General features: G+C 35.5%; 20 protein-coding genes and 1 tRNA gene. 10 read left to right on the top strand and 11 right to left on the bottom strand.

The features are described 5' to 3' along the window. Positions 1 to 2: 2 nt before the first annotated feature. Positions 3 to 932, bottom strand: coding sequence for an ABC transporter ATP-binding protein (locus tag ACIQ6Z_RS03100; protein ID WP_396209470.1), 930 nt, complete (start codon positions 930 to 932; stop codon positions 3 to 5). A 114-nt stretch (positions 933 to 1,046) separates the two neighbouring features. On the opposite strand from ACIQ6Z_RS03100, the gene htpG reads away from it, so the two are divergent. Further along, positions 1,047 to 2,933, top strand: a complete 1,887-nt coding sequence (gene htpG, locus ACIQ6Z_RS03095) for a molecular chaperone HtpG (RefSeq protein ID WP_396209469.1) — start codon at positions 1,047 to 1,049, stop codon at positions 2,931 to 2,933. Positions 2,934 to 3,019: 86 nt separating this feature from the next. Continuing rightward, positions 3,020 to 3,418, top strand: a complete 399-nt coding sequence (locus ACIQ6Z_RS03090) for a DUF2721 domain-containing protein (RefSeq protein WP_396209468.1) — start codon at positions 3,020 to 3,022, stop codon at positions 3,416 to 3,418. A 4-nt stretch (positions 3,419 to 3,422) separates the two neighbouring features. On the opposite strand, the gene ACIQ6Z_RS03085 is transcribed toward ACIQ6Z_RS03090, so the two are convergent. Then, on the bottom strand, positions 3,423 to 5,522 hold the full coding sequence (locus ACIQ6Z_RS03085; RefSeq protein WP_396209467.1) for a TonB-dependent receptor domain-containing protein: 2,100 nt from the start codon (positions 5,520 to 5,522) through the stop codon (positions 3,423 to 3,425). Positions 5,523 to 5,656: 134 nt separating this feature from the next. Between ACIQ6Z_RS03085 and ACIQ6Z_RS03080 the strand changes: the two genes are divergently transcribed. From ACIQ6Z_RS03080 to ACIQ6Z_RS03055, 6 genes are all read left to right on the top strand, one after another. Then, complete coding sequence (locus tag ACIQ6Z_RS03080; protein WP_396209466.1) at positions 5,657 to 6,562, top strand: EamA family transporter; 906 nt, start codon at positions 5,657 to 5,659, stop codon at positions 6,560 to 6,562. Positions 6,563 to 6,603: 41 nt separating this feature from the next. Continuing rightward, entirely contained in the window at positions 6,604 to 7,206 is a 603-nt protein-coding gene (locus ACIQ6Z_RS03075) for an alpha-ketoglutarate-dependent dioxygenase AlkB family protein (RefSeq protein ID WP_396209465.1), read from the top strand. Between the two features lie 158 nt (positions 7,207 to 7,364). Beyond that, on the top strand, positions 7,365 to 7,646 hold the full coding sequence (locus ACIQ6Z_RS03070; RefSeq protein ID WP_396197875.1) for a TIGR03643 family protein: 282 nt from the start codon (positions 7,365 to 7,367) through the stop codon (positions 7,644 to 7,646). A gap of 136 nt (positions 7,647 to 7,782) precedes the next feature. After that, on the top strand, positions 7,783 to 7,950 hold the full coding sequence (locus tag ACIQ6Z_RS03065; protein WP_396209479.1) for a DUF2805 domain-containing protein: 168 nt from the start codon (positions 7,783 to 7,785) through the stop codon (positions 7,948 to 7,950). An 82-nt stretch (positions 7,951 to 8,032) separates the two neighbouring features. Beyond that, positions 8,033 to 9,895, top strand: coding sequence for a peptidase M61 (locus ACIQ6Z_RS03060; protein ID WP_396209464.1), 1,863 nt, complete (start codon positions 8,033 to 8,035; stop codon positions 9,893 to 9,895). Positions 9,896 to 10,025: 130 nt separating this feature from the next. Then, positions 10,026 to 10,748, top strand: a complete 723-nt coding sequence (locus tag ACIQ6Z_RS03055; RefSeq protein ID WP_396209463.1) for a DUF4369 domain-containing protein — start codon at positions 10,026 to 10,028, stop codon at positions 10,746 to 10,748. 55 nt (positions 10,749 to 10,803) lie between these two features. Here ACIQ6Z_RS03055 and ACIQ6Z_RS03050 read toward each other — a convergent pair. The 6 genes from ACIQ6Z_RS03050 to idi form a co-directional block, all read right to left on the bottom strand. Then, positions 10,804 to 10,877: transfer RNA gene (locus tag ACIQ6Z_RS03050), tRNA-Thr, on the bottom strand. Positions 10,878 to 10,952: 75 nt separating this feature from the next. Further along, the gene (locus ACIQ6Z_RS03045) at positions 10,953 to 11,222 is read right to left on the bottom strand and encodes a hypothetical protein (RefSeq protein WP_396209462.1); all 270 of its coding nucleotides are present in this window, start codon (positions 11,220 to 11,222) and stop codon (positions 10,953 to 10,955) included. A 57-nt stretch (positions 11,223 to 11,279) separates the two neighbouring features. Next, on the bottom strand, positions 11,280 to 12,239 hold the full coding sequence (locus ACIQ6Z_RS03040) for a type I phosphomannose isomerase catalytic subunit (RefSeq protein ID WP_396209461.1): 960 nt from the start codon (positions 12,237 to 12,239) through the stop codon (positions 11,280 to 11,282). Between the two features lie 58 nt (positions 12,240 to 12,297). Continuing rightward, entirely contained in the window at positions 12,298 to 12,750 is a 453-nt protein-coding gene (locus ACIQ6Z_RS03035; RefSeq protein WP_396209460.1) for a peroxiredoxin, read from the bottom strand. Positions 12,751 to 12,752: 2 nt separating this feature from the next. Continuing rightward, a complete protein-coding gene (locus tag ACIQ6Z_RS03030) occupies positions 12,753 to 13,163 on the bottom strand; it encodes a 6-pyruvoyl trahydropterin synthase family protein (protein ID WP_396209459.1) in 411 nt (136 codons plus the stop codon). A gap of 35 nt (positions 13,164 to 13,198) precedes the next feature. Next, complete coding sequence (gene idi / locus ACIQ6Z_RS03025) at positions 13,199 to 13,726, bottom strand: isopentenyl-diphosphate Delta-isomerase (RefSeq protein WP_396209458.1); 528 nt, start codon at positions 13,724 to 13,726, stop codon at positions 13,199 to 13,201. 301 nt (positions 13,727 to 14,027) lie between these two features. Here idi and ACIQ6Z_RS03020 point away from each other — a divergent pair, with 301 nt between their 5' ends. Further along, on the top strand, positions 14,028 to 14,474 hold the full coding sequence (locus ACIQ6Z_RS03020; protein WP_396197866.1) for a cold-shock protein: 447 nt from the start codon (positions 14,028 to 14,030) through the stop codon (positions 14,472 to 14,474). A 50-nt stretch (positions 14,475 to 14,524) separates the two neighbouring features. On the opposite strand, the gene ACIQ6Z_RS03015 is transcribed toward ACIQ6Z_RS03020, so the two are convergent. Then, positions 14,525 to 16,087: an NAD(P)/FAD-dependent oxidoreductase gene (locus ACIQ6Z_RS03015; RefSeq protein WP_396209457.1), complete on the bottom strand. Its 1,563-nt coding sequence runs from the start codon at positions 16,085 to 16,087 to the stop codon at positions 14,525 to 14,527. 25 nt (positions 16,088 to 16,112) lie between these two features. Continuing rightward, positions 16,113 to 17,168, bottom strand: a complete 1,056-nt coding sequence (locus tag ACIQ6Z_RS03010) for a DUF2891 domain-containing protein (protein ID WP_396209456.1) — start codon at positions 17,166 to 17,168, stop codon at positions 16,113 to 16,115. A 58-nt stretch (positions 17,169 to 17,226) separates the two neighbouring features. On the opposite strand from ACIQ6Z_RS03010, the gene ACIQ6Z_RS03005 reads away from it, so the two are divergent. Beyond that, positions 17,227 to 17,463, top strand: coding sequence for a hypothetical protein (locus ACIQ6Z_RS03005; RefSeq protein ID WP_396209478.1), 237 nt, complete (start codon positions 17,227 to 17,229; stop codon positions 17,461 to 17,463). 32 nt (positions 17,464 to 17,495) lie between these two features. On the opposite strand, the gene recQ is transcribed toward ACIQ6Z_RS03005, so the two are convergent. Further along, a complete protein-coding gene (gene recQ, locus ACIQ6Z_RS03000; protein WP_396209455.1) occupies positions 17,496 to 19,691 on the bottom strand; it encodes a DNA helicase RecQ in 2,196 nt (731 codons plus the stop codon). Between the last annotated feature and the right edge of the window lie 15 nt (positions 19,692 to 19,706).

The raw sequence follows: 19,706 nt of genomic DNA, 5'->3' as shown, positions 1-19,706 counted from the left end.
CTTTACTTCTGATCGGTTATTAATAAAAAAACCTTGTTTCCTGATTCTAATTCTTTATCACTTTCAAAAAAGAGAATTTGATCTTCAACTTTTGCTTCGATGAGGTATTGATTCCCTCTAAAATATGAAAACAGTACTTCAGCCATTAAATCTGAATTATCAGTAATTTTTAACTGATGTGGATACATCAAATATTGTTTACCCTTAAAAACAAATTCATTCACATCGCCAAAAAGCGAAGCGATATATTTATTCTTAGTTTGCTTATAAATTTCCTTGGGCTTATCAATTGCAATAGCGCAACCATCCTTTAAAATTAAAACTTCATCAGCAAAGGATAACACATCGGTACTGTCATGTGTTGCAACGATACATGTTATGTTTTTTTGCTTTAAATAAGTAAACAATTTTCTACGAAGACTGTTTTTTCTAAAATTATCAATATGACTAAACGGTTCATCTAGCAATAAAACTTCGGGCTCAAGTGCTAAAACTTTTGCCAAAGCAACACGTTGCATTTGTCCACCACTTAAAAATTTTGCCTTGGTATTAGCATAATTTGTCATTTCAACAATTTCAAGTAATTCTTCAATTCTGGCTTTTTTTTCTTCTGGAAAAAAATTAGATAAATACTTTCCTACATTTTCGGCAACAGAAATAAATGGCATTAAGTCAAAATCTTGAGCTAAATATTTCATAAAGGGCATCCCCGGAATCAAATGGTATTTTGGACCTAAAACCTCAATGGAATCCCAAGAAATATTTCCGGCATCTAAGTCATATAAACCATATATTAGTTTTAATAGCGTACTTTTTCCACAACCACTTTCGCCAATAATAGCATAATTAGACCCTTTGGCTACGGAAAAGGATATCGTATTAATGTTTGTTTCGTTTAAATAGGAGAAGGATATATTTTCTGCTTTAAGCATTTATTTTTTTTACAAAGATATAATTAAAAATTATGTCAATTTGTCACCAAATGAAAATTGGTATTCCTTTTGAAGTAGGTGTGCGGTATAATTGTTTAACTTAAATTTTAAAAAATGGCATTAGGAAAAATTAACGTTTCAGTGGAAAACATCTTTCCCTTAATTAAAAAATTCTTGTACAGTGATCACGAAATATTCCTTCGTGAATTGGTTTCTAATGCAACCGATGCAACTTTAAAATTAAAACATTTAACCAGTATTGGTGAAGCAAAAGTTGAATATGGCCACCCGATGATCGAGGTTAAAATTGACAAAGAAGGAAAAAAATTGCACATTATTGATCAAGGATTGGGTATGACCGCCGATGAGGTAGAAAAATACATCAATCAAATTGCATTTTCAGGAGCCGAAGAATTTTTAGAAAAATACAAAGATTCAGCGAAAGATTCGGGTGTAATTGGTCATTTTGGATTGGGATTTTATTCGGCGTTCATGGTTGCCGAAAAAGTAGAAATCATTACCAAATCCTACAAAGATGAACCGGCAGCGCATTGGACCTGTGATGGTAGTCCAGAATTTAGTTTAGTACCACACGACAAAACAGAGCGAGGTTCAGAAATCATCCTTCACATTGCAGAAGATTCCTTAGAATTTTTAGAAGAACATAGAATTCGTGAGTTATTGACCAAGTACAATAAATTCATGCCAATTCCAATTAAATTTGGAACCAAACAAGAAGCACTTCCAAAACCAGAAGACGCTCCAGAAGATTACAAAACAGAATATCAAGAAGTTGACAACATCATCAACAATCCAAATCCGGCTTGGACTAAACAACCGGCCGATTTGACAGAGGAGGATTACAAAGCATTTTATCACGAATTGTATCCAATGCAATTTGAAGAACCGTTGTTTAACATTCATTTGAATGTAGACTATCCGTTTAACCTGACTGGAATTTTATATTTCCCTAAAATGACGGCTGATTTACAATTGCAAAAAGATAAAATCCAATTGTATCAAAATCAAGTGTATGTAACCGACAACGTAGAAGGAATTGTACCTGAATTTTTAGGCATGTTGAAAGGGTTAATTGATTCTCCCGATATTCCATTGAATGTTTCCCGTTCGTATTTACAAGCGGATGGAAATGTGAAGAAAATTTCAAATTACATTACCCGAAAAGTAGCCGATAAATTAAAATCGTTATTCAACGAAAACCGAGCTGATTTTGAACAAAAATGGAATGACATCAAAATTGTATTGGAATACGGAATGCTGTCGGAACCTAAATTCTATGAAAAAGCAGGGGATTTTGTATTGTATCCAACTACGGATGAGAAATATTTTACGCTGTCAGAATTAAAAGAAGAAATTACTGCCAATCAAACTGACAAAAACGGCAAGCTCGTCGTGTTATATGCTTCTAACAAAGAGGCGCAACACAGTTATATTGACATTGCTCTTGCTAAAGGCTATCAAGTAGTGCTGTTGGATTCTCCTATCGTTTCACATTTGATTCAAAAATTAGAAGCAGATAATGAAAACTTAACCTTTGCCCGCGTTGATGCCGATCATATTGATAAATTAATTGAAAAAGACGAAGTTCAAATTTCGAAATTAAGCGAAGACGAACAAACGAACTTAAAATCGGTTTTAGAGGCAATTGTGCCAAAAGCAAATTACACCGTTCAAATCGAACCTTTGGACAGCTCAGCCGCTCCATTTATGATCACGCAACCTGAATTCATGCGCCGTATGAAAGAAATGAGTGCAACAGGAGGTGGTGGAATGTTTGGAATGGGCAACTTCCCAGACATGTACAATTTAGTGGTAAATGCCAATTCAAATTTAGCAACAACAATCCTTCAAACCGAAGATCAATCAGCGAAAGAAATGCTAGTAAAACAAGCGTTGGATTTAGCAAGAATTTCGCAAGGCTTATTAAAAGGCGAAGAATTAACAGCTTTTATCAAACGTAGTTTTGAAACGTTGAAGTAAGCCAAACAATAACTAAAAGTAAACCTGCAAGGATTCAAAGACCTTGTAGGTTTTTTTTGTAATTTTGAATTAAAATAATTCTGATCATGACTTTATCAATAGAAACCCCCGCGTTACTTTTTTCGGCTACTTCGTTAATTTTATTGGCCTATACCAATCGGTTTTTAACGATTGCACAAATTATTCGTAGCTTGAAAAAGACTTACGAAGACAATCATAATAAAAGTATTTTACTGGAAATAAAAAACCTAAACCTGCGCTTAACACTCATCCGCTACATGCAGCTTTTTGGGGTCATGTGCCTATTTCTATCGGTATTTGCCATGTTACTGCTTTACATTGGTCAAGTAACAGTTGGAATCTATATTTTTGGCGCTAGTTTGCTCAGCTTACTCATTTCACTTGGTATTTCTTTTTGGGAAATTAGCATTTCTGTTCGTGCCTTGCGAGTACATTTACAAGATTTGAGCGAACACATTAAATAAGTTGTTAATTTCCAATAGGAGCCTGATTTTCTTTTTTATCGTTGTTTAAGATAATACCTTCTTCTTTTGCCAATTTGTTTTTTGTAGGAATCTTATAATTTAAGGACAACCCAACACGTCTCGAATCGTTTCTGCTTCCATAAACGAGATTCGTACCCAAAGCATTAAAACCTTGTTTATTGGTATTAAAAATATCATTTGCATAGATTGAAATGGATAAATTATTATCTAAAAACTTCTTCGCAAAAGTGACATCGAATTGTTGGCTAAACGGCACTTTGTTTTGAAAGTAATAATAATTACCCCCCGTAGAAGACGTATTATATGTAGCCGTAAATTTAATTTTAGAAGGCAATACAATTTGCGACATCGCATTGATAAACCAAATACCTTTTCCATCTACATCGGGTAAAATATGCTTTTGATGGCCAACATATAAATACATAAAATTAATTTCATCTGGGTTGAATTCAAACTTCAAGGTTTCTTTTAAGCCTTTTGTAAATAACATATACGGAATAGGCAAACCTAAATTGAAATTATGAATCGTCAACTGCGGAATGTTCTCTGAAATACTTGCAGCCGCATCACCAATAGTCACAATACGATTCATGACTTGATTTGTGGCATCGCTTCGAGAATAACTCACAAAAAAGTATTCAAAAGCACTTACTTTTATTTCATAATTATCAAAAATGGTTGGATCTAAGTTCGGATTTCCAAAAAAGGATACATTGGGATTTTGGTAATTGGTATTATTAGGATTTAAGGCTGAAGTATTTGGCAAGCTAATCTTTTTATTGTAATTCGCATTTACAAAAACTTGCGGAATGACGTTGTATTGGACAGTGGCATTTGGAAAAAATCGTGTTTGATGAAACGGAATCAATTTATCCGAATCGGTAGTTCCTTCAATAGAATACGACTCTAACCTTCCACCCAAAATAAAATCAAACTTCTTGTAGGTCGATTGAAATTCGGTATAAGCAGACAAAGTTGTACGTTGGTAATCTAAATTGGTTTGTCCTTGATTTTGTGCTTCAAATGCTAACTTATCAGCGAGTAAACCTGATGAAAATTTAGTTTTATCAAAAAAAGAAAGATCTTGTGAGTAGTCGGTTTTGAACTGATAAAATAATTGACTAAAACCGTTGTCTAATACTGTAGTCGCAGTGTTTGCGTTGTTCAATTGAAAATCGTTTGCTACAGAATTAACATTCAATTTAAAATCTAATTTTTTAGATTTATCTGTGAAGCGTTTTTGATAATTAATAGCTACATCATTACGATCCAAAATATTATCACTATTATCTAGGGATTGAAATCCAAATCCTGCTGCATCTACACGTGCATTGTTTTTGGACGTTGTAAAATCATAATTCACCAATAGCCTATCTTTTTTCAAATCAAATTTCAATCCCGATTTGATGAAATAAAATCGGTTCACTCTATCCGTAACGTTTTTTGAAAGCACCACACTTTCATTTTCAAAATTAGTTCGCTGATAGCCTTCATTGTAATTTTGACCCACTTGAAGTTGCCAACCAAACCACTTGTTTTTAGCATTTAACAGCACACTATTGTTAAAGCGATGACGCGCTACATCGTATTTTGAAAAACTATACCCATTTGAGTAGGTAGCAGAAAGGTATTTTTTTGCATTTTTAGACGTAACAATATTAATGATTGCCCCACCAGAAGTTGCCGGAAATTCGGCACCCGGTTGTGTGATAATCTCTACTTTTTCTATTGAATTGGCCGGAAGACTTTCTAAATAAGAGGTTAACTCATTAGAATAAATATTTAAGGGCCGTGCATCCATAAAAACTTCCAATTGCTTGCCTTGATACATCATGCCAGCCACATCAGATACAATTAATCCTGGTAGTTTCTTTAAACCCTCCATTACTGATCCTGAATTCAAATAACTTTGCTCCGAAAAATCAAAAATAGTTCGGTCCGCGCGTTGCTCAACACTCTTCTTTTTTGATCCTACAACCACTTCTTTCAATTCTGACGTTTTAATACTGTCTTTTGATGTTTCGGTTTGAGCTTTTACAAATTGAGAAAAAAGAATACAAGTTCCGGCTAATAAATATTTCATGGTACTAATTTAATACTCGTTAGTAGTATAGTTAGTCATTTTGTTACAAAACACATCATCTGAAGAAATTCAATATTAGAATAGCACTGTTCAATACACAGAAAAAACTACCTTTGTCCTTCATTTTTTCAATCATGTCAACAAAAACTAGCAGTATAGGGATTGTATTAGTCGCACTTGGAGCAAGCAGTTACGGCATGTTAGCTACATTCGTAAAATTAGCCTATCAAGAAGGCTTTACCACGGCTGAAGTTACAACTGCACAATTTATTATTGGTATTTTAGGGATGTTGCTTATCAACCTATTTCAAAGAGTAAAGCAGAAAAATTCGGTGCGAAAAACGACAACAAAAAACAGTTTGCAATTGATGCTTGCAGGAACCTCTATGGGCATGACCAGTGTATTTTACTATTTGGCCGTTGGCTACATTCCGGTTTCTATAGGTATTGTGTTGTTGATGCAAACCGTTTGGATGGGAGTCCTCTTAGAGTGGGTTCTGGACAAAAAAAAGCCCTCCATTCAAAAAACAATTGCAGTTTTCATTGTTATAATTGGAACGTTATTTGCCATTAATATCTTCAAAATTAATTTCAACGATGCACACATTGACTGGACAAAAGGCTGTTTATTAGGTTTATTAGCAGCGGCTTCTTTCACCACAACTATGTTTACGGCTAACAAAATTGCACTTGAAATTTCTGCGGCACAAAGAAGTCTATTTATGCTGTTTGGCGGTGGCATTATCGTATTTGGTTATGGTTTATTTACACAAATTGGCCCTTTTAATTTTGAAATATTCTTTAAATGGGGAATTATATTAGCGCTATTTGGTACCATTATCCCACCGCTGTTATTAAATGCTGGATTTCCGTTAACCGGAATTGGACTTGGAAGTATTGTATCGTCTTTAGAATTGCCCGTTTCTGTATGCATGGCCTACGTACTATTGGATGAACAAGTAGAACCCCTTCAGTGGGTGGGCATCGCCTGTATTATTTTTGCCATTGTAATCATGAATGTTTCTTTTCGCAAAAAATAATGGAACTTTCTGTATTTTAGCACCATCAAATTGATACAACAATGCTCGAATTATTTCCAAAAGAGAAAATTATTTTACCCTTACCCGATGCCGTTTTCGAGTATTATCCCAATTTTTTTTCAAAAGAAGAAGCCGATGTATTATTTGAAAAACTACAAAAAGAAACCCCATGGCGACAAGATGATATCGTAATTTTTGGAAAAAAAATTGCCCAACCTCGTCTAACATGTTTGTTTGGAAACGAAGGAAAACCTTATTCCTATTCAGGAATCACAATGCAACCCCATCGTTGGAATGCTCATCTGATGCACATAAAGAATGAAATTGAAATAACGAGTACACAACATTTCACTACAGTCTTGGCCAATTTATACCGGCATGAAAAAGATAGTAATGGTTGGCATGCTGATAACGAACGTGAATTGGGCAGAGATCCTGTTATTGCTTCCGTTAGTTTTGGTGAAGAACGAAAATTTCAATTGAAACACATCAATAATCCAGAACATAAATTAACCCTAAATTTAAACCATGGTAGTTTATTACTCATGAAAGAAGGCAGTCAACTACACTATAAACACCAAATCCCAAAAGACTGCCAACCGAAAAAAGAAAGAATAAATTTAACTTTCAGGACCATTTTATGATTTTTTTTCAAAAACAATCCATTCAATCAGCACTTTACTGAAAAATCCTAAAAAAACTAAACATCGTTTTTTTGAATTTATTTTTTTACTAATATTGATGAATTAACCAATAAAGCAGATGGATTAAAATTCCTTGAAGGAAAATTTTGTTTAAACGAATGAAAAAGAAGAAAATTTCAGAATTGGACAACGAAACTCTTGATCGAGTGGTTGTTATGGCTCAAGAGGAAAAAAAACCTTTTGAAGTATTGAAAGTTGAATTTGGCGTAAGCGAAAATGACGTTACTGAGTTAATGCGAAAGCGGTTATCGAAAGATAATTTTGAGCTTTGGAAGAAAAAAGTAGCTGCCAACAAGCCCAAGCCGAAACCCATCAAATACAATGAGCTGGAAGACGATGACTTAGACAGTAAATATTACTTTAAAAATAAATTTGATTAAAAAAATTAACTCTTGTCCAACAAGAGTTTTTTTATTTTTGTGGAAATTTTAACCCCAGAAATAGCTAACTTCACTGAGATTCAAATAGATCGTAATTATTGAAATGGCTTAGGAAGACCGAACGCCGTTTGAAGCGATTACTTTTCAATTTGGACTATCCGAACAAGAAACCAGTGCACTCATGCGTCGAGAAATAAAACATTCCCGTTTTAATATGTGGCGTAAAAGGGTAAAAGGTAGCGCCACAAAACAGGCAAAACTGAGAACAAGTGCTATTGATCGATTCAAGTGTAAACGCCGATGACAAATTACAGGAAATAAAATCTCGAAACGTTAAGTGTAACATTTTTTTGGTTTGTTCTACTTATGTCTAAAACCAAATTAAAATGAAAAAAATAATTCTATCACTCGCCTTAGTGATGTTTCTTTGGAATGGTGCATTTGCTCAAAAAAGCAAGGCTACAAAAAATGAAGTAGCTGTGACCATAGATTTAATAAATGTTGTAGACGACAAAGTTATGGTTAGCCTAGTTGCTCCAACTTTTACTACCGAAACTGCAACTTTCCACATCCCTAAAACCGTACCTGGAACGTATTCTGAGGATGATTACGGTCGTTATGTAGAAAATGTAAAAGCATTTGATGCCAAAGGTAAAGCATTGCCTCTTGCAAAAACAGACGTTAATACCTACCAAATTTCAAATGCTACCAAACTAGCAAAAGTTACGTACTTAGTAAACGACACTTACGATACAGAAAGTGGCGGTGGCTTTGGTGAAGGAGATGATGTGTTTTCTCCTGCTGGAACCAACATCAATGCGGGGGTGAATTTTATGTTGAACACGCACGGATTTATTGGATATTTTAAAGGTAAAGAAGAAATACCATACAAATTAACCGTACTTCACCCAGAGAGCCTATTAGGTGTTTCAGCAATGACCGATGCCGATAGCAGCACAACCTCGGATGTCTTTGTAATGCCGAAATATGCCAATTTAGTGGAAATGCCAATCATGTACTCCAAGCCTGACTTTACATCATTTATGGTGGATGATATGGAAATCATTATTAGTGTATATTCGCCAACCGGAAAATATACAGCGCAACAAATAACGCCGAATATGGAAAATATGATGAAAGCTCAAAAACGCTTTTTGGGCCCAATCAATTCCACAAAAAAATACGCTATCTTATTATACTTATCCGATATGGCTAGTAATGACGCTAAAGGATTTGGCGCTTTAGAACACCCTACATCTACCACGGTAGTTATGCCCGAAATGATGGGCTTAGAAATGCTACAAGAACAACTTAAAGATGTGGTTTCGCACGAATTTTTTCACATTGTAACACCGTTAACAGTTCACTCAAATGAAATACAATATTTTGATTTCAATAATCCTCAAATGTCAGAACATTTATGGATGTATGAAGGTGTAACCGAATATTTTGCCAATCTGTTCCAAGTCAACCAAGGTTTAATCGATGAAAAAGCATTTTTTGAAAGAATGGCTGGCAAAATTGCCCAATCCCGCCAGATGAATGACTCCATGAGTTTTACCAAAATGAGTAAAAATGTATTGAATGCCCCATACAAAGACCAATACGTTAACGTTTACCAAAAAGGAGCTTTAATTGCAATGTGTATTGATATATTAATTAGAGAAAATAGCAATGGTGAAAAAGGAATTCTAAATTTAATGCAAGACTTGGCCACTGAATATGGTACTAAAAAAGCCTTTAAAGACGAAGAATTATTTGCTAAAATTACGCAATTGACTTATCCTGCTGTTGGTGAATTTTTGAATACTTATGTAGCTGGTGAAACCCCCATACCGTATGAACAATTTTTTGCAAAAATGGGCGTAACGGAAGCAACTATAGAGGTAACGGGCAACCCGTTTTTAAAAGACCAATCACAACCCTATATTACAGTAGATCCAACTACTAAAGAAATCATGATTTTGCCTGAGATTGAATTGAATGTTTTCTTTACTACTTTAGGAATAAAGAACAAAGACAAAATTATTGCCATTAATGACAAAAATTATAACCTAGACAACATCTATGACATGGTTATGGAAAGCATGAACTGGAAAGAAGGCGATAAAATTACCATCAAAATTAATCGTGAAGGTAAAGAACAAACAGTAACTGGAAAAATTGCCATGCCAAAAGAAAAGCAAGAAGGTTATCAATCTACCGACAATACCAAAAAGGCAATTAGAGATGCATGGTTAAAAGGATAAGATAATGCTTTTTGATTTCAACTTTTGCATTTCAATAGATTTAAAACATTAAATGAAATTGAATCCTCAAAGTAGTCTGTATTTTGAGGATTTTTTATTTACTTTGCGGTCTTAAACTAAAAACAATTCGATGAAAAAAATAGTTATAGCGTTACTCATGATTAGTACTTTCGTTTCTTGTGAAAAGAAAGAGTCGTTCAATGATACTAACGTGCACATTACTGGAAACATTAAAGGACTTAGTCAAGGTAAATTATACATCCAAAAAATACAAGACACTTCATTAGTTGTATTGGATAGTATACAAATTAAAGGAGACTCTCAATTTGAAAGTCACTTGAATATAGAAAGTCCAGAAATGTTATATTTATTTTTAGACCGTGGACAAACCAAATCCATCGACAATAGTTTGCCTTTCTTTGCAGAACCAGGTACAATTAAAATTGAAACCACACTTGAAAATTTCTTTGCCGCTGCAAAAATAACCGGATCAAAGAATCAAGATTTATGGGTTGAATTTAATTCAATCAACAGCCGTTTCAAGGATATCAATTTAAATTTATTGTCAAAACGTTTAAAAAATAACCTGAAACCAAATCCTAAAACTACGGATAGTATTGAAGATGCTTATCAAAAATTATTAATTAGAAAATATCGTTTTACAGCAAATTTTGCCGTAACACATAGTGAATATGAAATAGCACCTTATTTAGCGCTTTCAGAAATTGCCGATATTACCGTTCCGTATTTAGATACTATTCAAAAAAGCATGAAACCTAAAGTAGCAAAATCTAAATATGGCAAAATGCTGACAGCTTACCTAATAGAGCGAAAAGCATCCGAAGGAAAATAATTCAAGTGACATAAAAAACAAAAACCATCACAATGTGATGGTTTTTTTCATTTAGAGCCGATAGAGGGACTCGAACCCACGACCTGCTGATTACAAATCAGCTGCTCTAGCCAGCTGAGCTACACCGGCAACTCTAATGCGGTGCAAATATAATTCTGAAATTTAAAATTCCAAAAAATATCGACACTTTTATCGCACTTTTTTTTAGTTTAATCCGTTTATTTTTGCAACAAATTGATTAGCAGCTTCTTCGTAATCTTTACGAATTTGTTTGAAATGTGCTTTTTTGTTTTCAACATCTTTTTGATTTGCTTTCGTCATTAAAGCATCAAACGTTTCGTAGATTTCATCTACTAATTTATCGGAAGCTTCCGTTGGTTTTCCTACAGTAGTCATTTCCCATACGTAAACGATATTTACAATATCCCCTAAAACGTAGTTGATTTCTTTTTTCAAGTTTTTAACGCTTGCCATTTTTTATGTGTTTAAAATTTGACGCAAAATTACATAATATATTTTGTTCTCAATACATTATATCGAAATTTCTAATAATGTTGCCTTACCTTTTAAAGTCAAATGGTCAATGACTGCTGGAATTAATAGGGTATCGCCCATTTGATAATGCATGATTTCACCATTAAAAACCAATTCAAACTGACCGTTAGTACACATAAAAACTGTGAAAGCATCTTTGGATTTCTTCCAATGCAAATAATCTTGCAAGGCTATAATATTTGTCTTAAAATAAGAACAATCTACTACAGTTGAAGTACTATTGGGTGTTTCGGTATAGTTAATTTTGGAAGGAGTTGTGTTATAATTTATGGCTTCTAAGGCCAGATCGGTGTGCAATTCTCTTGCATTTCCATCTGCATCTACTCTATCCCAATCATAAATTCGGTAAGTAATATCACTAGTTTGTTGTATCTCGGCCACCACTACACCCGCTCCAATGGCATGAATTGTGCCCGTTTCTAAAAAGAAAACATCTCCTTTTTGAACTGGATGCATCTCTAATAAATCTACTACTTTTTTACGCTGCACATGGTCAAGATACTCGACCGAATTGGAATCCTTTTTAAACCCTACTACTAATCTTGCGGCCTCATCGGCTTGCATCACATACCACATTTCGGTTTTACCAAACGAATTGTGCCGTTCTTTTGCTAAGGCATCGTTGGGATGCAATTGAATGGAAAGATCTTCTTTTGCATCGATAAACTTAAATAACAAAGGGAATTGTTTTCCAAAACGAGAAATAACCGTTGTACCTAAAATTTCCTCGGGATACATAGCAATTAAATCATTGATATTTTTTCCACTTAACGCACCCGATCGCACCACGCTAATATCACCGGGTACTGTTGATATTTCCCAACTTTCGCCAGTCGTTTGCGATACGATATCTTTATTCAAATAGGTCTTTAATTTGGTGCCTCCCCAAATTCGTTCTTTTAATATCGGTACAAATGTTAACGGATAGAATTTCATAATGTCGCGTAATTGGATTACAAAGATGCGAAAATTATAGAAGAAATGGTATGAATTTTTATTGCGCCGATTGTAGTGCCTGCAAGGCCTTAGAAATATGCACTTTGGCACTCAAACTGTCAAAAATATAAATACACTTTCCTGAAGCGTCAAATACGTAAGTAACTCTCCCCGGCAAAAATCCAAAAAGAGCGGTAGGAACACCAAACAACTTTCGCAATTTTCGATCGGCATCGGATAGCAAAACAAAGGGTAATTTGTATTTAACTTGAAAATTTTGATGCGAACGAACAGAATCACCACTCACTCCGATGACTTCGGCACCTAAATCTTGAAAATCTTGATAGGCGTCTCTAAAACTACAAGCTTGCGCTGTACAACCAGGTGTGTTATCTTTTGGGTAAAAATAAATCACTACAGGCTTGTTTTGAATTTCATGACTATCAAAGGAAGTACCGTCTTGGGTAAGGGCTGTAAAATGAGGCAAGTGATTCCCTAACTGTATCGCCATGATTAATTTCCTTTATAGGTTACAAAATTTCTTGGAGTCTCGTACAATGTAATTTCCAATTCTTTATCAGCAGCAATAAACCCACGAAGTTTGTTCCAAATTACAAATGCAATATGTTCTGCTGTAGGATTTAAATCAAAAAATTCTGGCACATCTTCGTTTAGATTTTTATGATCAAAGGCCTCCTCAATTTGAGCTTTAATAATATCGGAAAGGATTTTGGTGTCGATCACATAACCTGTTTCTGGGTCAACTTCACCGGTCACCGCTACAATCAAATCGTAATTGTGCCCATGAAAATTGGGATTGTTACATTTACCAAAAACTTCCTGATTTTTTTCCATGGACCAATCTTTACGATACAATCTATGGGCAGCGTTGAAATGGGCTTTTCGTGATACAGTTACTCGCATAATTTTGGTTTTAGGTTTTGAAAAAAAGGTATGGTTTACAATTTATGATCTTCTAGGTAGTGGTAAAACTCGTCAAATATGATTTTAAACCAAACGGTATATTCCGCCGGATTTTGAATCATATCGTCTTTAATGTCCTCAATTTTCATCCATTTCCAACTGGCAACTTCTTCCGGGTTGATAAACGGTTCGTTGTTTGAATAGCCTATCATCACATGGTCTAACTCGTGCTCGGTTAATCCATTATCAAAAGGTGCTTTATAAATGAAATGAAACAATTCTTTCAAGTCAACTTCAAAACCCATTTCTTCATACAAGCGACGCTTCCCTGCTTGTATATTGGTTTCTCCTGCTCTTTGGTGACTGCAGCACGTATTGGTCCATAACAAAGGCGAATGGTATTTATGTTGCGCTCGTTGTTGCAACATGACTTCATTGTTGTCATTCAAAATAAAAACCGAAAAGGCTCTGTGCAAAATGGCTTTTTCATGTGCTTCCATTTTGTTCATCAGCCCAATAGGCTCGTCCTTTTCGTTGACCAATATTACTTGTTCTTCTTTCATAGTTTACTATAAGCTTGTCAAAAATACGAAAAAAGAAAGGAAATACGTGCAGTTTTATCGTTTGTGATAAGTTTAACGTCTGTTGAATAAAGGGCCGTTCTTGGCATGAAATGGGAAAAGAAAATATAAAACAGCAAAGTATCAGTTATTTTAACTACTTTTGCAGTCTTGGTAAAGATAAATATTTCTTCTTGCAAAACTTTGACTCAAAGTAGGTTATACATTTTTTGTTTATTTCGCTTGTGTGTTTTTATCCTTATTCATTTAAAATAATATTAATTTTAATTACGATTTACATTTAATGGCTAGACCACAAGAAACTTTTAATAAAAAAGAGCAAGAAAAGCTTAGAGCGAAGAAGAAGAAAGAGAAACAAGAAAAAAAGGAAGCGCGCAAAGCCAATCCAAAATTATCAGGTGAAGATATTTATGTGTATGTAGATGAAAATGGGCACTTGACCAATACACCTCCCGATCCTTCCAAAAAAATCATTGTGGATGTAGAAAGTATTGAAATCAATACCTCAAGAAGAACAGCTGAAGAAGAAGCTCCTGTAGATCGCAGAGGAACCATTGACTTTTTTAACGAATCAAAAGGTTTTGGATTTATCAAAGAAATTGAAACAGGTGAAAAATACTTTGTGCACATCAGTGGTTTATTAGACGATGTAAAAGAAGGCAATTTAGTGACCTATGAATTAGAAAAAGGCGCTAAAGGAATGAATGCCGTTCGCGTTAAAAAGATATAATTTATATCCAATTTAAAAATATAAAATCACAGCTTTCGCTGTGATTTTTTTTATGAACGCAATTGCTCCGCGATTTTTAACGCACATTTTTCACCATCAATGGCTGCCGAAATAATGCCCCCAGCGTAACCCGCTCCTTCCCCACATGGATAAAGCCCTTTTATTTGCACGTGTTCTAATGAAAATGGATCTCTAGGAATGCGCACTGGTGAAGAAGTCCTGCTTTCGGGTGCATGAACAATGGCTTCGTTTGTTAAATAACCCCGCATGGCCTTACCAAATTGCACAAATCCTTCGCGCATGATTTGCGTTAAAAAACCAGGAAAAACCTGCCCCATTTCCACCGAAGTAGTCCCAGGAACATAGGATGTTTTAGGAATAGCATGAGACACTTTTTGTTGGGTAAAATCGATCATGCGTTGCGCAGGCACTTTTTGAGTTTCTCCTGCTAAATGCCAAGCTTTTTGTTCGATACTTTTTTGAAATTCCATTCCGGCCAAAGGGCCAAATTTTTCAAATGGTTTGAAATCTTCTAATTTTAATTCGACCACTATACCCGAATTTGCAGTGGCTTGATCGCGTTTAGAAGGCGACCAACCGTTAGTAACCACTTCGCCTGGAGCCGTGGCACAAGGTGCGATTACACCTCCGGGACACATACAAAACGAATACATCCCTCGACCATTTACTTGTTTCACAATAGAATACGGCGCAGGTGGTAAATAATCGCCTCTAAAATCGCAGGAATACTGAATTTGATCAATTAATTCTTGTGGATGTTCTGCTCGAACGCCTAATGCAAAAGGTTTGGCTTCGATTACTATATTTTTTTTATGCAACAATTCGAAAATATCACGGGCCGAATGGCCGGTAGCTAAAATAACTTTATTGGCCGAAATAAGGTCGCCATTTTGAATGACAACCCCTTGCATTTCATTGCTTTTTACTACAAAATCGGTTACACGGGTTTCAAATAAAACTTCCCCACCACAAGCGATGATTTTTTCTCTGATGTCTTGAATGATTTGGGGTAATTTATTGGTTCCGATATGAGGATGTGCTTCTACCAAAATATCGGGTGTAGCTCCAAAACCAACTAGTAATTCCAGTATGCGGTCGACATCGCCTCGTTTTTTGGATCGGGTGTACAGTTTCCCATCAGAATAGGTTCCGGCACCGCCTTCGCCAAAGCAATAATTGGAATCTTCATTCACGATTCCGTCACGATTAATAGCTTTTAAATCGCGACGTCTCCCTCGCACATCTTTACCACGTTCTATAACTATTGGTTTCAACCCCAATTCGATTAATTGCAATGCTGCAAATAATCCGGCCGGACCAGCACCCACAACGATAACTTCTTGTTTGTGAGCTACATTTGGGTAATCTGGTAATTCGATTTTTGATTCCGAATAGGTTTCACCCACCAAAAACACTTGGGCTTTGATATTTACTTTGATGGCTTTTTGCCGCGCATCGATGGAGCGCTTGACGACAACCACTTTTTGAAGTTCATTCGTGCTGACCTGAAATAATTTGGCCACATGTTGCGCCAACAAACTTTCGTTTGCAGCTACTTCAGGAGCAACTTGAAATTGAAATTCGCGTGGCATAAACGTTGGATTTTTGGCAAATATACTACTTGATTTTCGATTTTTCCTCAAAAGCGCGCAAGGCAAAAGAAGCCAACCAATGTTCGCCTTCATAATTTCCATCCACAATAGAAGGCAAAGAGAATGTAAAATGATTATTTGCCATATCTTTCAAATGAGAAAATTCCTTGGGATAATTGGCAATCAAATGGTATAAATTCCAAGATCTGCTAAAATTCAATCCATCCAAATGCACCAAATGCCCATCGGTTCTATCGGATACTTTGGCAACTTCCCAATGCCAGTTTTTGGAAAATAATTGAGGTGCAAATTTTTTACTCCATACAATAAATTCGTTTTTGGGCAGTATGCGCTGCATGATCGCCAATTCTTCCATACAGGGCGAAAGAAAGTCAGTACCACTGGGCTCCCAAAAGAACGGACAATTTTCATCCTGTATAAACAAACGTTTCGCATTGGCTTTAATACAATCTTGCAAAGCCGTATGGTTTGAAAAAACAGCATAGTCCCAAGCATTCGTTAATCCAAAAGCAGTATTTGAATGGGTTCCTGCTCGAATAGGATAGAGCAGTTTGGGCAAAAATTCTATATATCGTTCCACAATTAAATCGGTTAAAGGACGAAGGTTTAGCGCCAATTCTTGCGCAAATACCTCATCCGAAATTTCCAATTCGTGTTGTAATTTTAACAACCAATTCCACCCATAGGTTCGTTCAAAAGATTTTTCATGACTTTTCTCAAAATAGGCAATTTCGGCAGAGATATTTTCTTTTGAAAGATTAGCTTTTAACTTTTCAATGATGAATTCTCTGTCTTTTAAATCGCTATGGTTAGACAGCAAATAGACCAAACTCCAATGACCATGTACCGAAGAATGCCAATCAAAACAACCATAAAACACTGGATGTAGCGCTTTAGGTGCTAACAACTCCGTTTCATTTAACAAAAGCTGATTGAGTTTATTTGGATATTCTTGTTGTATGCACTTAATAGGCAAACTTGCTAAATGATTGGCTTGATCTGTCGTTAGACTTTGAGCAAAGGATATGGAGGCAAAAAAGAAAAAAACAATTGTTTTCATTCGAAATAATTTTTTCAAATTTAGTAAAAACATATCTTTGAACATTAATATTCTTATGATGTCTAGAAAAATAAAATTGATTTGGGATTTTAGAGGAGAAGCCGCGGCAAAAACAGCCGAACACCATGCTATTCATCTCAATGAATATTTGGAAAACGATAAACGAACGTTAGAAAAAACGGGTTTTGAAATCCTCAATGAAATGCATGCTATTGCGTTTGTTGTTGTAGAAGAAAAAGACATGATTCTATTTAGAGACGCATTAAAACCCCATCGTGGTGAAGTTTACAATTAGTCTAAAATACTAAAAACCAGCAACCTTTTACCTTAATTTGCTACTTCACTGATAAACTTAATTCGCATCAATCGGAGTTCTTCAATATCGTATTCGCCATCAAATTCTTTCAAGGCATCTTTGATATTGTCGGATTCGGAATCCATGAAATAGTCGTGAATTTCTTCTTGTTGGTCTTCGTCTAAAATTTCATCGATCCAATAACGAATATTCAATTTGGTCCCCGAATACACAATTTGTTCCATTTCTTTCAACAAACCATCCATGTCCAAACCTTTTGCTTTTGCGATATCATCCAAAGCTAATTTCCGATCCACATTTTGAATGACGTATAATTTTAATCCCGAATTGGCCCCAGTAGATTTCACAACCAAATCATCCGGTCTGACTATATCATTATCTTCTACATAACGCGCAATTAGCGTTACGAATTCAGTACCATATTTTTTTGCTTTCCCTTCACCTACTCCATGAACATTGCTTAACTCATCAATCGATATTGGGTATTTTAGTGCCATATCTTCTAGTGAAGGATCTTGAAACACCACAAAAGGTGGGATTCCGAGTTTTTTGGCTACTTTTTTACGCAGATCCCGCAACATGGCCATCAAGGCTTCATCGGCAGTACCCGTTGATTTTGCTGCAGTTACGATGGCTTCATCTTCTTCTTCATTGTACTCATGGTCTTCAGACATTAAGAACGAAGAAGGTTTTGATATAAAAGCCTCGCCTTTAGGCGCTAATTTTAACACACCGTAAGTTTCGATATCTTTTGACAACAATCCGTCGACTAAAACTTGACGAATTAAAGCCATCCAATATTTTTCATCGAATTTTGTACCGCTAGCAAAATAGGGCTGGGTATCTATTTTTTGCGCTTTAATTACGGCATTGATTTTACCCACTAAGGCAAAAATAACTTCTTTTGATTTGAACAATTGTTTGGTATCGCGTACCACTTTTAAAAGGGTAACCACTTGATCTTGGGCTTCCACTTTCGTTTTTGGATTGCGTACATTGTCATCCATATTAGCGCCATCTCCATCTATATCGTCAAATTCTTCACCAAAATAGTGCAGTAAGAATTTACGACGCGACATGGATGTTTCAGCATAGGCGACGACTTCTTGCAGTAAAGCAAAACCTATCTCTTGCTCCGCAACCGGCTTGCCCGAGAGAAATTTTTCTAATTTCTCAATATCTTTATAGGAATAATAGGCCAAACAGTGTCCTTCACCACCATCGCGACCAGCACGTCCTGTTTCTTGATAATAACTTTCTAAGGATTTAGGTATGTCATGATGGATCACAAAACGCACATCGGGTTTGTCAATCCCCATTCCAAAAGCTATTGTAGCTACAACTACCTCAACATCTTCCATCAGGAACATGTCTTGATGTTTTGCACGTGTTTTCGCATCCAAACCCGCATGATACGGGACTGCACTAATACCATTTACTTGCAATACTTGTGCAATTTCTTCCACTTTTTTACGGCTCAAACAATAGATTACTCCCGATTTTCCTTTGTGTTGCTTGATGAATCGAATGATATCCGATTCGATGTTTTTGGTTTTTGTTCGTACTTCGTAATATAAATTAGGACGATTGAAAGATGCTTTAAACGTATTGGCATCGGGCATGTCCAAGTTTTTCAAGATATCTTCTTGCACTTTTGGAGTAGCTGTTGCTGTTAATCCAATCATGGGAACATCTCCCAATTGGCGCACTATATTTCGTAAATTTCTATATTCAGGTCTGAAATCATGTCCCCACTCCGAAATACAATGGGCTTCATCGATGGCAACAAATGAAATTTTAACTTCATTTAAAAATTGCAAATATTCTTCTTTGGTAAGTGATTCAGGAGCCACATACAACAACTTTGTCACGCCTGAGGTAATGTCTTTTTTTACTTGATTGACTTCGGTTTTATTTAAAGAGGAGTTCAATACATGCGCAATTCCGGTTACCGAACTTAAGCTTCGGATGGCATCGACTTGATTCTTCATCAAGGCAATTAGCGGAGAAACCACAATAGCCGTTCCTTCTAATACCAAAGCTGGCAACTGATAGCAAAGTGATTTTCCACCACCGGTAGGCATAATAACAAATGTATTGTTCCCAGTAATGATACTTTTAACTACTTGTTCCTGAAGACCTTTGAATTGGTTAAACCCAAAATATTTCTTTAATTCTTTATGTAAATCAATTTCGTGTGGATTCATTCTCTATTAATATGA

Origin of the sequence: Flavobacterium sp. (assembly GCF_044376915.1) — a bacterium.
Classification (GTDB): Bacteria; Bacteroidota; Bacteroidia; order Flavobacteriales; family Flavobacteriaceae; genus Flavobacterium.
The sequence above is the reverse complement of the archived record's forward strand: the minus strand, read 5'-3'. Positions and strand labels throughout refer to the sequence as shown.

Bases quoted from the DNA above. Each gene is read 5' to 3' on its own strand.
- ACIQ6Z_RS03100 (WP_396209470.1), bottom strand. From the start codon at position 932: ATGCTTAAAGCAGAAAATATATCCTTCTCCTATTTAAACGAAACAAAC.
- htpG (WP_396209469.1), top strand. From the start codon at position 1,047: ATGGCATTAGGAAAAATTAACGTTTCAGTGGAAAACATCTTTCCCTTA.
- ACIQ6Z_RS03090 (WP_396209468.1), top strand. From the start codon at position 3,020: ATGACTTTATCAATAGAAACCCCCGCGTTACTTTTTTCGGCTACTTCG.
- ACIQ6Z_RS03085 (WP_396209467.1), bottom strand. From the start codon at position 5,522: ATGAAATATTTATTAGCCGGAACTTGTATTCTTTTTTCTCAATTTGTA.
- ACIQ6Z_RS03080 (WP_396209466.1), top strand. From the start codon at position 5,657: ATGTCAACAAAAACTAGCAGTATAGGGATTGTATTAGTCGCACTTGGA.
- ACIQ6Z_RS03075 (WP_396209465.1), top strand. From the start codon at position 6,604: ATGCTCGAATTATTTCCAAAAGAGAAAATTATTTTACCCTTACCCGAT.
- ACIQ6Z_RS03070 (WP_396197875.1), top strand. From the start codon at position 7,365: ATGAAAAAGAAGAAAATTTCAGAATTGGACAACGAAACTCTTGATCGA.
- ACIQ6Z_RS03060 (WP_396209464.1), top strand. From the start codon at position 8,033: ATGAAAAAAATAATTCTATCACTCGCCTTAGTGATGTTTCTTTGGAAT.
- ACIQ6Z_RS03055 (WP_396209463.1), top strand. From the start codon at position 10,026: ATGAAAAAAATAGTTATAGCGTTACTCATGATTAGTACTTTCGTTTCT.
- ACIQ6Z_RS03045 (WP_396209462.1), bottom strand. From the start codon at position 11,222: ATGGCAAGCGTTAAAAACTTGAAAAAAGAAATCAACTACGTTTTAGGG.
- ACIQ6Z_RS03040 (WP_396209461.1), bottom strand. From the start codon at position 12,239: ATGAAATTCTATCCGTTAACATTTGTACCGATATTAAAAGAACGAATT.
- ACIQ6Z_RS03035 (WP_396209460.1), bottom strand. From the start codon at position 12,750: ATGGCGATACAGTTAGGGAATCACTTGCCTCATTTTACAGCCCTTACC.
- ACIQ6Z_RS03030 (WP_396209459.1), bottom strand. From the start codon at position 13,163: ATGCGAGTAACTGTATCACGAAAAGCCCATTTCAACGCTGCCCATAGA.
- idi (WP_396209458.1), bottom strand. From the start codon at position 13,726: ATGAAAGAAGAACAAGTAATATTGGTCAACGAAAAGGACGAGCCTATT.
- ACIQ6Z_RS03020 (WP_396197866.1), top strand. From the start codon at position 14,028: ATGGCTAGACCACAAGAAACTTTTAATAAAAAAGAGCAAGAAAAGCTT.
- ACIQ6Z_RS03015 (WP_396209457.1), bottom strand. From the start codon at position 16,087: ATGCCACGCGAATTTCAATTTCAAGTTGCTCCTGAAGTAGCTGCAAAC.
- ACIQ6Z_RS03010 (WP_396209456.1), bottom strand. From the start codon at position 17,168: ATGAAAACAATTGTTTTTTTCTTTTTTGCCTCCATATCCTTTGCTCAA.
- ACIQ6Z_RS03005 (WP_396209478.1), top strand. From the start codon at position 17,227: ATGTCTAGAAAAATAAAATTGATTTGGGATTTTAGAGGAGAAGCCGCG.
- recQ (WP_396209455.1), bottom strand. From the start codon at position 19,691: ATGAATCCACACGAAATTGATTTACATAAAGAATTAAAGAAATATTTT.